Origin of the sequence: Okeania sp. SIO1H4 (assembly GCF_010672695.1) — a bacterium.
Taxonomy (GTDB): Bacteria; Cyanobacteriota; Cyanobacteriia; order Cyanobacteriales; family Microcoleaceae; genus Okeania; species Okeania hirsuta.
Genome location: NZ_JAAHGB010000065.1, coordinates 25,763 through 39,580, shown reverse-complemented (window position 1 = coordinate 39,580; position 13,818 = coordinate 25,763). Strand labels below are relative to the sequence as shown.

The following is a 13,818-nucleotide window of genomic DNA, read 5'->3' as shown; positions in this document are numbered from 1 at the left end:
GACCCACCCCTAACCCCGACCGTGGAGGGGAAAAAGGAGTAGGGAGTAGGGTGAAAAGAGATAAGATATCTTGGTTTAATGCCGATAATCGTTATAAACATTACTAAACGATTATTATTACTTAATAACTGAAGTTCATCGGAAGTATCGCATTAATGCATGGGAATTGGTATAATACCAAAAGAAAAAAATAATTAGTCAAAAGTCAAAAGCCAAAAATAGTAACTTTTAACTTGACTACCTTTAATGATTTATAAAGATAAAGTTATGATTTTTTTAAGGAGAGCGGATTATTGCAACAGTAACGTAGCATTATTATCAATACTATTAGTGGTGCTAAAACTTTCAAAATATTGTCTAGCATGAGGTGGAAATTCAGGGAAGTTAAATACAGCATCACCACCTGCAATATCTGCCCAAAAATAACGTAGACTAGGGGCAAGTTTTTCTGCTATTTCTGGTGATAAATTTACAGGAGGATTAGTCAAAAGTTTAAACATAAAACGGAAAGAGCGATCGCCAAGCCAGTTTCTAGAAATATCGCTAAGATTGGGAAAATTAGGCAAAGAATTAACTCGATGACTTTCAATTTTTAAAGACTGTTGACCACTAGAGTCCGTAGTAAAATTAATGATACGATAAGGATGAGGATAAGTAACTAAAGAACCAGTTGTAATTTCATAAATTCCTTGATATTCAGCAATATCCTGAACATGAAGATGACCAGTAAATATCAGCTTAACTCCAGCAGATTGAAGAATATCTAACAATGCTAACCTATTTTCTAACATATAACGACGACCAAGGGAATTATGAGATTGATCTGGTAAATGTTCAATCACATTATGATGTAACATCACCATCACTAACTCCTCTTTTGTAGTAGTTAAAACCTGTTTTAGCCAATCTAATTGTTCTGCTTCTAAACCACCTGTATATTCTTGTTTGCCAGAACTATCAAACTGATTAGAATTAAGCCCAATTATTCGTACTCCAGGCAAAATTTGTTTAGTGTAATATAATCGTTCCTCGTAATCAAATCCACAATGGTGATAATAAGTAGGAAAATCTGCCAAACCAATAGAATAGTCATTGGTAAATTTTGTCGGTACATCATGATTACCAGGCACTACATAAACTGGATAGGGAAGTGTAGCTAATTTTTTACTTAACCAGGTATGATTTTCCAATTCACCATCTTGAGTTAAGTCTCCAGGTAATAGTAAAAAATCAATATCTAGCTTACTTAAATTTTCTAATACTACTTCAAAAGCAGGAATACTCACTTCTACTAAATGAAAACGATGCGCTTGTTCCGCAATAGTATTAGGAACTGCAATATGTAAATCACTAGCAATAGCAAATCTAAAATTCAAAGCCATGGAAAAAGTCCTCTGGAAATTAGGCTAAATCAATCGTTAACTAGCTATCAGCATTTTCCGTACCGGAATGCTTTGCAAACAGCACTCAGCTTTTAGCCAGCTAAAAGTTTGGGTTTAAACCCCCTTAGCGCAAAGCTGACTACTAAAGGCCAATCGACTGTTTGCGGAGCATTCTGGACCGAAACGCTTTTTAATTATTTCTATAGATTTTCATTATATTTCACAACTAGCGATCAATCACAAAGATGGCCTTAAATCAGAAGTCAGAAGTCAGAAGTCAGAAGTCACAAATAATCCCTCACTAACTTTGAGCATTTTGCATTTTCATAGATGTCCGCGCCCTATTTGCGTAGTTATATAGATGAACTGACCTACCACTAATTAATAAACTTGTTGCAAAATAAGCTCAAAGAGTAGCTAAAACTCTTATATGTTAAAGGTTTTAGTCTTTGTTTATTTACCTAAATTGAAAGGCTTATACAGTAAGCTTTTGAGCAGTTTTAGTTTTTATTTCCTCACAACTCTAATATTTTAATGTTTAGTGGGATTCTCAAAACAATTTATACTCCGGCAATGATGTAGTCCAAGGAAAGGGCGCTAACACACCAAAAGCTTAAAACTCAGACAATGCCAGATTTTTCCTTCTTCCTTCTGTTGTAGATAATGAATCCCCTAGATAACTAAAGCTTTCTTCCTTCTTCCTTCTGCTATAAAAGCTACATCCGCTAGTCCTAGAGAATTGAGAATTGAATTATTTCTTAATAAATTCAAAAAACTGCCGTAAGACAGGAAGTTTAATTTTTGTCTATACTAAACTAATAAAATAAAATGTTAAATGAATTTTGTTATAGATACTTAACCTAATAATTATCTATCCTTAAATAAAATGTATTTTTTTGCTAACTGTATTACTCGCCGTATTACTCATATATATAAACATATAAAATAGTTGACGGTGAGAGATGATAACATTAATATAATAATCAAAAGGCAATCTGTAAATCCTAGGTGAAAGCAATGCCAGAAGCGGAACTTCCTGGAAACCAAAATTTACCAGAAACCAATAATCCAGTAAGTAATCAGAAACTGGGCCATGACGATCATGTAGACCAAATCAAACCAGCTCTTGAATCAGAAATACACACATCTGTCCCAGAGGATGATGAGTGGGAAACAGTTAATTTTCCTGGTGTCATTAGTGTCGATTCAATTCCAGTAGTAGGAACAGCTTCAGCAGAAGCCAAAAATTTAGTACCAACCAATCAAAATCAACCTCAAAAAAAGTCCCAGGAAATTTCAGAAATTAAAGTCCGCCCAACAAAAGACTCCATTGAATATCTAGAATCTACAAATCTCATGGAAGCTCTACATGATTGTAACCGCGAACTGGTAAATCGAGTTACAGACCTAGAAACAGCCTTAGAAGAATGTCAAGAAACTCTAGAAAATCAAGAAAAGTTGCTAGAAGAAAGAACTAAAGAATTAGCAGCAACTCAACAACAGGTAACTCGCCTATTCTACAAGTTGGAACTATGTAATCAAATTATTCAACGTCAGGAAGTTTTAGTAGAGTCTCTAACAGACAAGTGGGATGTGAGTCAGCAACAACAGGCGCAAATGGAACGAGAATGTGCCTTAACCAAACAATCTTACAGTCAACAAATTTATCATCTCAAAGAATTAGAAAATAGTTGCAAAGAATTGCGGGCAAGACTATACCGCCAGCAGCAGCAAACTCTACAGTTTAAAGCAGCATTAGAAAGATGCTTAGAAATGCCAGGGAGAATAGATACAATGGATATACCAACAGAAATATCTACAGAAGAATCTCCGGTAATAGCATCTCAGGTGAATTCTTTATCTGAACCTCAAAAACAAGAACATCTCTTTGTCAACTTTAACACTAAAAAACCACCCTCATTAAATTCCGAACCAGTTAAACCTTGGTCGCCACAGCAAAAAAATCAACAGCAGCAAGAAGCTCTTTTTAGCAAGAAAGAAAAAAATATTGCCAAAATTAGCCTGGGCAAGAAAATAGATTTACCACAAGCTTTAGCAGAACCTGAACAGGTAGAATTATCAGACCAAAATATTTCTCAAAATGAGTTGCCTCAAGAGGTCAGTACAAGTCAATTAAATCCTAGTTTACCCTCGTTTAGTAGAATAGGTGAAGACCCAAATTATGAATTGATAGATGAAAAATCACCAACAATGGCATTAGAAGAGATAGAGTCAGAAGAATATGTAGTTATGGAGGAAAACTATTTAGATGAATATAGAAATTCATCTCAGGAAGTAGAAAAATTGGCAGAAAATAACATAATAGTAGAGGAATATCTAGAAGGTGATACTTCTGAAGATGAAGCAATAACAACAATTAAAAGCGAACGCATATCATGGAATATAGCTACAGGAAAGTGGAATGTTAGTGAGTATCAAGAAGAGCCTGAAAAAGACATAGATCCAGAAGGCTTTTTTGAAGTATCAGAGGATGTGCAGCGCAGTAAATTAGATCTACCAACTTGGGAACCACTTGTATTTGAATCTGAAGTTCTTGAAGAAGATGTGGCATCAGAAGTCCCACAAAAACAGCACCTGTCACTAGGAGCAATAGATTTACCCAGCTTTCCTAGAATTCCTATTGACGATCAACCATCGGCAGTGAATGGGTAAAATAAACATCTCCAAAAAAAATCTAGAAACGTTGATCAAGAGGCAGGGGTAGGGGGGGGAACTTGCTGTGGACAAATAGCAGAATTTTTTTTGAACGCGCTATTAAATGGACCGTATAAACGTTTCTAGAATAGGAATATTTATTATTTTCTGGAGATATCTAATATAATTTGTCAGAAGCAAGTAATAGACTAGAAAATATTTAACTACATAACAACCGCATCTGGATCGTCAGTAAGACCTGTTCCCCGCACCTCTGTATAAGCCCATTGAGAGCCATCAAAAACATTATACCAAAGCCAGCCACTATCTCCCCTGCCTTGGTGAAATACATAGATTTGGTCATTGTATACTACTACTGATGGACTCGAAGTTATACCAGTTTTCCCTACCTTTGTATCACCAGCCCATTCAGAGCCATTAAAAACATTATACCAAAGCCAGCCACTATCTCCCCTACCTTGGTGAAACACATATACTTTGCCATTGTATACCACTGCTGTCGGTAATATAATCATTGTCCCTAATACCAATTCCCATGCATTAATGCGATACTTCCGATGAACTTCAGTTATTAAGTAATAATAATCGTTTAGTAATGTTTATAACGATTATCGGCATTAAACCAAGATATCTTATCTCTTTTCACCCTACTCCCTACTCCTTTTTCCCCTCCACGGTCGGGGTTAGGGGTGGGTCTCTACTCCCTACTCTCAAGGAGATGTAGCAATAATGCGTGAGATTTGGTATAATATCATGTCGGCTGGGGCGCGTTCGTGTAAACCCAAAGGTGAATATCTACAGGAAATTTAAGTTTTTTTCTTGCTCTTAAGTATTCTTGCCTGTTCCCTGTTCCCAGTTAAGTGTTCCCTACCCTTGCTATACAATACCGATGCTACCGGACATGATATAACTACTTTCAATTATCATAGAATGTCCTCTGTGTGGCCAGAAAAAGACTCATAAGCACGGAAAAACCAGCAGCGGAAGTTTGCTAAGGTCTGGAGGCAAACTGAGGTGACTGTAAGGTTAGTGGTAAGCTATTTCAATTGGATTTGGCTTCATGCTCTCAAGGAAAATACTGCTGCACAAAGATCTAAGGAACGCGTTCGCGGAGCGTTGCGGAGCGCAGTATCGCTCCTGGGAAATGGAATGACTTAATTACTTATCCCACACTTTGCGCTCTGCACTACCAACTCTACTTCAGGTTCCGCAACCTTAACAAATCTACAAACAATCTGAGTTCCAATATTGTCGGGGATTTACGGTTGAGTATATACAATCTGAGTTCCGATATGCTTTGGAATTTACGGTTGATCATCTAATATAGAGGCTATAGCACTACGCGCAAGGCAACAGGCAACAGGCAATAGGCAACAGGGGAAGACAAAAGGGTTTCAGCTTCTATTCATGTCAAACACCTTAATGGGTAGCGCTATAGTTGAGGATGGCTTTATTGCACGAATATCCTGAAACTCTTGCAGTGTAATACTTTATCATTAATCATATTTATTGATAAATGCTTGCTTTATAATCCTTCTAGCACTTTTATGCAACAAAGCCGTTGAGGATTGTAATTATTTCAGTAGCAGTATAGTAGGCTTTTTATTCCCCATCTACCATTAGTATACTAGAACTACCCCTTAGAGCTGATTCATAAAGTAAATCTTAAATTAGCTAGTCCCTTGACCATGAGTTGGATTAATCAGCCATAAATCATTGCTTCACTTACATCTGAATAGACTTCATAATCCTTACATAGCGCGCCTAAATCTATTTAGCCACCCATGCATTGCCTTCAACAATCCATCGCGCACGGCAATTGCTCAAAACTCTCTGAGGTTCGTTTGATCACTTCCAATAGCGACGCCATCGCCACAAACCTGCCTAAGAGCATGGGCAAAGTTTTTACCAGAATAACCCTGATCTACCCTGACTACCTCGCTCTTTCGATAGTTTGTCCTTTGCCTCATTGAGTACAACTACTGCTCCTAAACCTTCTGAGGCATTTGCCTCACTCACCAGAACTCCAATTATAGCAATGAGCGCTGGTGTATTTACAAATTGCAGGAGATGTCCAATAGCTAAAATCTTATATTATAGGCAATTTATTCCCCCTTCCGGAGCTGTTGCCTTCCGGAGCTGTTGCCTGCGCACAGCGCTATAATAATCCGAATCGAATCTACCACCATAAGGCGCTTACGGCCTTTAACTTTCTTACCACCATCGCGCGCCGTAGACAGCTCCCTTTTTTCTGTTGTTTTGACTGCCATAGGAATCAGCGTTCGCAACGGTGGAGTCTTGATCCCTGTCTAGTTGTGTTCTTAATTTTTGGCGAACTTGAGCGTGAAGAAGTTGCCAGAAACCACGATGCTGCCATTTGGTGGAAGTACCGTATCCGCTCAGTAAATTGGGGTAAGAAGAAGAAAAAGTACAGCTAGTGTTGTAGAATATGACTTATGAGGCAAAAACTATCATCAGATCAATTAGTGGCCACATTACTGCAATCAATTGACCCGGGTTTGATTGCAGATTAAGGAGTACGTCAAACAGTAGAAATATTACTGAATCTGGTAGAGCAACTCAACTCAAAAGTCAAACAATTAGATGAAAATAACCGTCTCAAAGGTGAAATTGGCAAACCAGACATTAAAGCTAGTAAAAAGAGAAAATTTCAGAAAAACCACTCGTCAGAGAAAGAACGAAAAACTCCATGCATAACATAGTAAAACCAGTAAAAACGAAACAATAAAAGTAGACCGAGAAGAAATAGTATTCTATGATCGGCAGAAGCTACCAGCAGATGCAGAATTTAAAGGTTATGAAGAGGTAATTGTTCAAGACATTTTACTAACAACAGATAACGTATTGTTTCGCAAGGAAAAATATTATTCTCCGTCATTAGGTAAAACCGCAACAGCACCCTTACCAAAAGGTTATGAAGGAGAAATTTGGTCCAGGAATCAAAGCATTGGTCATGAGCCTGTACTATGGAGGAAACATGACCCAAGGAAAACTCCTAGAATTTTTATCAGATATTGGTATCTCAATGTCAGCAGGATACCTATCAAATTTATTAATCAAAAACCAATCAGGTTTTGAAGTAGAGTATAACGAAGTATATAGTGAAGGTTTAGCCAGTAGTCCTTGGCAGCACTTCGACCAAACAGGAGCCCGTGTTGGTGGAGTCAACCAGACAACAAATATCATCTGTAACCCTTTATATACAGTCTATATAACGACACCAAACAAAGACCGCTTAAGCGTATTAAAAGTTTTACAAAACACAACGGAACTGGAGTTTGTCCTCAACTCGATAACATACGATTTACTTGAGGTATTAAATCTGCCTAACAAATGGGAGCATCGACTGAAATTATTACCTCAGGAAACAGCCTTCACAGAAATTGAGTTGAATAGGTTACTTGATGAGCATCTGGTTAATTTAAATTCTCAATCCCGTACTCGTATACATGAAGCAGCAGCAATTGCTTTTTACCATCAGCAATCAACAATTCCAGTAATCAAAACCCTCATAAGTGATGATGCTCCACAGTTCAAGTTATTGACTGATGAATTAGCTTTATGTTGGGTCCACGAAGGAAGGCATTATAAAAAGTTAAGTCCATTTATCGCCTACCACCAAAAGATTTTAGATAACTTTCTCGACAGATTTTGGAAATTGTACCGAAAATTATTAGCTTATAGAGATTCCCCCAGTCAAGAGCAAGCTGACCAACTCAGGTCAGAATTTGGGACGCTGTTTAGAGAAAAAACTGGTTACGAACAGTTGGATGAACGAAAAAGATTAACCATCGCAAAACAAGAGGAGTTGCTTCTGGTTTTGAAGCATCCAGAATTGCCTTTGCACAACAATCCTGCCGAGTTAGCAGCTAGGACAATGGTGCTGCGACGTAAGATTAGTTATGCTACCCAGATATTTCTTGGTACAAAAGCTTGGGATATTTTTATGTCCCTTGTTGATACTACTCGTAAGTTGGGTATCAGCTTTTTTGAGTATATCAGCGATCGCATTTCCCAGGCAGGAATAATTCTCCCTCTGGCAACTATTATTCGTTCTGAAGCTTCTGTTGATTCCTTCGGTTGGTCATGGTCAGCGGAATCATTCCCTACCCCCAATTATTGAGGGGATCCTGTTTGACGTACTCCTTAATCTGCAATCAAACCTGGGTCAATTGATTGCAGTAATGTGGCCACTAATTGATCTGATGATAGTTTTTGCCTCATAAATCATATTCTACAACACTAGCTGTACTTTTTCTTCTTCTTACCCCAATTTACTGAGCGGATACAAAAAAAACATATGGTGATCAAGAAACAGACGAACTAGAAACAGAAGAATTTATCTTTAAACTAAATCAAATGGACAAGAAAGATATTGTTTATGTAGATGAAGCTGGAATAGATAATAGGGAAGATTATGGTTATGGAGTTAAAGGAAAAAGAGTACCAGGTATGAAATCAGGAAAAAGAACTGAGAGAGTAAGTTGGATTGCAGCTATAAATCAAGAAAAAAAGTTTGCTCCTTTAACATTTGTAGGAAGTTGTAATCATGTATGGCATGAGAGCTGGTGGGAAAATTGTTTACTACCAAAATTACAACCAGGGCAAGTGATCATACTGGATAACGCAACGTTTCATAAATCAGTTGATATTGAAGAATTAGTGGCTAAGCAAGAGTGTGAAATCTGGTATTTACCACCTGACTCGCCAGATTTGAACAAGATAGAACGTTGGTGGGACGATATCGAGCGTAGTATAGAAAAAGCAAAGGTACTCCTGCCCGAAAACGCGAGCATCCTCCAGCGCACCCTTTATGCCCTCTTGATGGCCTTATACGAACTGGGCGGAGTCGATCCGAAACTGCGTTACGAGGGTCAAGAGCGTCTTGAGGAAATTCTCAAAGAGAAACTGGCGGCAGATAACCAGGAGGTGGATACAGAAACCCGCGCTAATCTTAACCAGGCCATCCAGGACTATAAAGAAGCCGAAAGCACAGTCCAGGGTAACCTAGACTCCGCCCCGGACGATATTGAAGTGCGGAATGTGGGGTAGAACAATCTTGGGAAGATTCTTCTGGCTACCTCTTCTATGATTATCATTCCTCCTGGATTCTGGATTCTGTTTGCGCAGCATTCCGTAGGAAATTCTGGCTTCTGCTCTGAAAAAAAGACTTTTTCAGCAAACCCTAATTATCAATTATCCATTATCCATTATCCATTATCAATTAATGAACTCCCTATTCTCAAGGAAAAGATAATTATTGGGAAATTCATTTTGCCATTGACGTAACTGCCGACAAGCTTCTCTCAATACCCACAAACCAAGATGTATTATTAACCCTGTTTCCTCAGCAACAGGAATAAATTCAGCAGGAGAAATTAAGCCTAATTGTGGATGTTGCCAACGTACTAGAGCTTCAAAACCAGTAATATTGTTTGTACTGAGGGACACAATAGGTTGATAGTTAAGCACAAATTGAGATAGATCGTTTTTGAGAGCGCTTTGTAAATTGTTCTCCAACTTTAAACGTTTGAGAATTTGAGTGTGCATAGAGGTACAAAAAATTTGATAACACCCTCTGCCCATATTTTTGGCGGATTGCATAGCTATTTCTGCATCTCGTAAAATATTTTCTGCTGACCCAATATTTGTGGAGTTGAGAGCAATACCAATACTAGCAGTAATAAATACTTCATTTCCTTCTAAAATAATTGGTGAAGTTAGTTGTTTGTGAATGCGATTAGCAATATAGGTAGCATCACTAATTCCTGAAATATATTCTAGCAAAATTACAAACTCATCTGCACCAAGACGAGCAACTGTATCTCCAGGAGAAACCAATGCTTTTAGTTGTTCGGCGATCGCGATAATCAGTTGATTTCCCATGCTATGACCAAAACTATCATTAATAACTTTAAATCGGTCAAGGTCTATAAATAGGACGGCAAAGGAAAAATTGTTTCGGCGTTCCGCATATTTAATTGTTTGCTCCAAACGATCCATAAACAGAGTACGATTAGGGAGATGGGTGAGTGGATCGTGTAGTGCATCATGTTTTAATTGTTCTTCAATTCGCTTACGTTGAGTAATATCATGACTATTAACAATAATACCTTCCACCGCTGGGTCGTGTAAAAGGTTAGTGACAACACCTTCAAAAAAGCACCAATAACCATTACTATGCTTAACTCGATACTCAATAGGTGGCTGACTAATACCAGGATTTTCAATTGCTTTGTTAAAAGTATGAGTGATGAGTGATAAATCGTCTATATGAATTAGATCGAAGATACCCTGACCAACAGTTTTTTCTGGTATATATCCCAAAACTCTTATTAGTGATGGACTAATATAACGAGAGATTCCCTCAGCATCAATAATCAAAATCAAATCGTTAGCATTTTCAATTAGGGCATGAAACCTCACTTCATTATTTTGTAAAGCTTGTTGTGCTTGTTTGCATTCTGTGATGTTACGGATCAGCGTCATCATACCTACAAGCTGCTGTTGACTGGCAATAACAGTTTCTTCTGCGTGCTTATATTGTGTAATGTCTGTATTTGTTACTATCATTTTGTTCGTTATTCCTTTTTCATTTTGAATAACAACTCCGCAACAAAAAAACCATCGGTAACTGCGATCTTTATGTTGCATCCTATGTTCGATTTCGTATTTTGGTGTCAGTCCTGCTAAGTGAGCATTTTTTGCTGCCATTACCTGTTCTCGATCTTCTGGATGCACCAATTGATGCCAATCATCCATTATGTTTCTAACTTCCCAATCTTCATAACCAAGCATTGCTTTCAATATAGGATCGACGTAAATTGCATTCGTTTGTAATTCCCATTCCCAAATTCCCACATGACTTGCTTCAATGGCAAGAGCATAACGTTCTTGACTTTTGCGTAGATGCTCCTCTACTTGCTTGCGTTGAGCAATTTCTATTTGTGCTTGTTGATATAGTTCAGCTTGATGAATAGCAATGGCGCAATGGTTAGCAATTGATTTCAATAGAGATAGTTCATCTTCTGTCCATTCTCTTTTTTGATCGCACTGACCTAGAATAATCCCACCTTGGTAAGTATCCTGATATAACAGCGGTGTAATCAAGACTGAAATCACTTGAAACTCGTCAATAAGATTTTTAACTTCTGAGTCTATAGTTGTATCAAATTTACTAATTTTTACTTGTTCTCCTCTAGTGAGTAATTCTGAATAATATTGATGAACATCGTAACAAAAACTAACTTGATTTTCACATTCAACTGTCGTGTTATTGAAGTGACAAATATTAATGTTTTTCTGATAGTCTAGCCTGACAATTATACAATGACTAACTTGCAAAACCTCATGTAACTGCTCAACAGTATTTTGCATGACTTCATCCAGTAATAAAGTATTACGCATTCCTTGAACAATGCGATTAATAATTGCTTCTTGTTGAGCTTGTTGTTGTAATTTGATAATGGTACGTTGCTGTTCTTTTTTCGATCTAAATTCAGCGATCGCTCGCTCTAAAATAATTGATAAACTTAATAATTTATCTTTAAAAATATAATTATCAACCCCTGCTTTTAAACATTCAAAAGCTTCTTCTTCCTGTAAACAATCTGTGATTAAAATAACAGGAACTTCTTGTCCTAATTTTTGTAGTAATGTGAGTAGCTCGAAGATATCAAAATCGGCTAAATAGTAATCTGACAATATTGCATCATATACATTATCTTTAAGTAATCTTTGGTAATTTAGTTTACTGCCTGCAACATTATAGGTAAATTTTACACCATTAGACTTTAAGGTGTTGACTATGAGCGCTAAATCTTTCATCACATCTTCTACAATTAGCAAATTTAGTTCTTTGCTAGATTTTTGTATTTTTTGATACTCGATATGTTTTCGCTCCACCATATAAAAGCCACTTAAACAAAATCAGCTTAATTTATTATAATCCATGTTTTCTATAGGCTACAATATTAAATTAGTAGCTTTGGGGATAAGAGGATATAGCATTTTTTTGGCAAATAGTAAAGGTCTGAAAACTATTTGATTGTTGTTATCAGTCCAATAGTTTAGTAATATTTTGATTGAGCCTAATAAAATGAACTTTGATGATACTCCTATTTAAGTTATATATACCATTTTTGCCTTAGTTTGGATTGACGAATGTAATACTGCGCCACCAAATTTATGGTACACAAAAATTGCGATTGAACTATTCGTAATTAACTAACTGCATCTAGATTTTAAATTTGAAAAAACAAGAAAATGCTTGAAGGAACATTGAAGAAGGAGACAGGAGACAGGAGACAGGAGACAGGAGGAAAATTACATGGGGATAGTCTTCGACAAGTAATTTTGAACACCCCCGTTGACGGTGGGGTATTAAACCCACAAAGAAAATGATAAATGGTGGAGGTTAGATATATAGCAGGGAACAGGGGTGTAACCCCGCAGGGTGCGACAGACGCAAGCGGTCGGAACCAGGCGTTTTGCTCCGCAACATATAAAATGTAGTTGTGCGAAGCGCAAACGCCATGGGAATGCTGACAAGAGAGGGAATGCGCACTCGGTGTGAGGGAACACAGGATCTGGGAACAGTGGGAAAAACATTTCCGGCGTTGGTGATTTGAGGTATGAAATAAGTAATTTAGGTAAATTAAGAGTCATTCAAAGATGGCAAAATTAGATATTGTCTTTACTTAATTGACCGAAAAGCACTTTCTTTCTCCTGACTTCTGACTCAGTCCTCCTGACTCCTAAGTAATTAAAATTAAGGGGTTGCACATTAAAGAATGATAATAGATTTTAAACTGTACATATATTTAGGAAAGAATAATCCAAAAATATCTACTTTCGGATTTCATCATTCCTGATTGTGCAATGCCAAAATTAAATCATATACGCGCTTCAGCAACGCCACATTTCCCTGTCTGAGTTTGATCATCACTCTATGTCCTAACCTACCTGTCTATTAGACATCTGGTAAAAATCAAAAATCAAATCAATTCTCACACATAAATTATCAATTATTTCCCCTCCTGGGAGGGGGAGGGGCGAGGGGTGGGTTCCCTACTGCCTAAAGCAAAGCTGCCTACTCCCTCTTTTCTGGAGATGTCTATTACTATAGATACATGATATAATAGACTTGTCGCTTTATAACTTAAAAAAAATCCCAAAAACCTTGTTCTGTAAGGATTGTAGCTATTGGATGGTAAAAATGCTGGGAATTATTGCTCTGTCTAGGTTAGAGTGATTTTTTTCCTTTATTTAGCGACAACTCTAATGTCTACAGAACCCCTGATCGTATCTTTGTCGGCGATTGAGTTTTTTGTCAGGAGTCAGGAGTCATGGGTCAGGAGTCAGGAGTTAGAGGGAAGGCATAAGGGAAAAAGGTGGCGTTGGTAATTGATGGGATGATTTATATTTTGGCGTAGCGCTCTGTAATCTACCCTGGTTAATCATTGGGGGATTGCCCCTACAAATTTCATCCTGTAATTTACCAACGCCAAAAAGGTTGAAAAATACTCCCCAACTCCCCAGATTCCCATCTTCCCATCTCTTTTTAAATAGATCTCAAATGGGTTCTGTAAATATAGCGCTGTGCGCAGGCAACAGGCAACAGGCAACAGCTCATCTGGGGGAATAAATTGCCGATAATATAAGATTTTTAGCTATTTGGCCACTCCTGCAATTTGTAAATATACCAGCGCTCATTGCTATAATATTCATAATTAGGCGT

8 protein-coding genes and 1 pseudogene are annotated in these 13,818 nt (G+C 37.4%); 5 read left to right on the top strand and 4 right to left on the bottom strand.

The genetic code is table 11. The features are described from left to right. Positions 1–290 precede the first annotated feature (290 nt). Positions 291–1,382 (bottom strand): metallophosphoesterase, encoded by a 1,092-nt coding sequence (locus tag F6K06_RS27345; protein ID WP_124143667.1) that lies wholly within the window; start codon positions 1,380–1,382, stop codon positions 291–293. A gap of 1,017 nt (positions 1,383–2,399) precedes the next feature. Between F6K06_RS27345 and F6K06_RS27340 the strand changes: the two genes are divergently transcribed. Beyond that, positions 2,400–4,055 (top strand): hypothetical protein, encoded by a 1,656-nt coding sequence (locus F6K06_RS27340; protein ID WP_287245227.1) that lies wholly within the window; start codon positions 2,400–2,402, stop codon positions 4,053–4,055. A gap of 206 nt (positions 4,056–4,261) precedes the next feature. Here the strand turns inward: F6K06_RS27340 and F6K06_RS27335 are convergent, their stop codons facing one another. Next, a complete protein-coding gene (locus F6K06_RS27335; protein ID WP_124143669.1) occupies positions 4,262–4,573 on the bottom strand; it encodes a hypothetical protein in 312 nt (103 codons plus the stop codon). A gap of 2,483 nt (positions 4,574–7,056) precedes the next feature. Between F6K06_RS27335 and F6K06_RS27325 the strand changes: the two genes are divergently transcribed. Beyond that, positions 7,057–8,202: a transposase gene (locus F6K06_RS27325; RefSeq protein ID WP_287243940.1), complete on the top strand. Its 1,146-nt coding sequence runs from the start codon at positions 7,057–7,059 to the stop codon at positions 8,200–8,202. A gap of 194 nt (positions 8,203–8,396) precedes the next feature. Then, positions 8,397–9,131: pseudogene (locus tag F6K06_RS27320) on the top strand (IS630 family transposase); the annotation flags it as partial. Positions 9,132–9,299: 168 nt separating this feature from the next. On the opposite strand, the gene F6K06_RS27315 reads toward F6K06_RS27320, so the two are convergent. Further along, positions 9,300–11,927 carry a diguanylate cyclase domain-containing protein gene (locus F6K06_RS27315; protein ID WP_287308916.1) on the bottom strand — a complete coding sequence of 876 codons (2,628 nt, stop codon included), beginning with the start codon at positions 11,925–11,927 and terminating at the stop codon, positions 9,300–9,302. Between the two features lie 417 nt (positions 11,928–12,344). Between F6K06_RS27315 and F6K06_RS27310 the strand changes: the two genes are divergently transcribed. Further along, the gene (locus tag F6K06_RS27310; RefSeq protein ID WP_161564423.1) at positions 12,345–12,482 is read left to right on the top strand and encodes a hypothetical protein; all 138 of its coding nucleotides are present in this window, start codon (positions 12,345–12,347) and stop codon (positions 12,480–12,482) included. 623 nt (positions 12,483–13,105) lie between these two features. On the opposite strand, the gene F6K06_RS27305 is transcribed toward F6K06_RS27310, so the two are convergent. After that, a complete protein-coding gene (locus F6K06_RS27305; RefSeq protein ID WP_287308915.1) occupies positions 13,106–13,255 on the bottom strand; it encodes a hypothetical protein in 150 nt (49 codons plus the stop codon). A gap of 106 nt (positions 13,256–13,361) precedes the next feature. Here F6K06_RS27305 and F6K06_RS27300 point away from each other — a divergent pair, with 106 nt between their 5' ends. Then, positions 13,362–13,484 (top strand): hypothetical protein, encoded by a 123-nt coding sequence (locus F6K06_RS27300; RefSeq protein WP_287243938.1) that lies wholly within the window; start codon positions 13,362–13,364, stop codon positions 13,482–13,484. Positions 13,485–13,818: the final 334 nt, after the last annotated feature.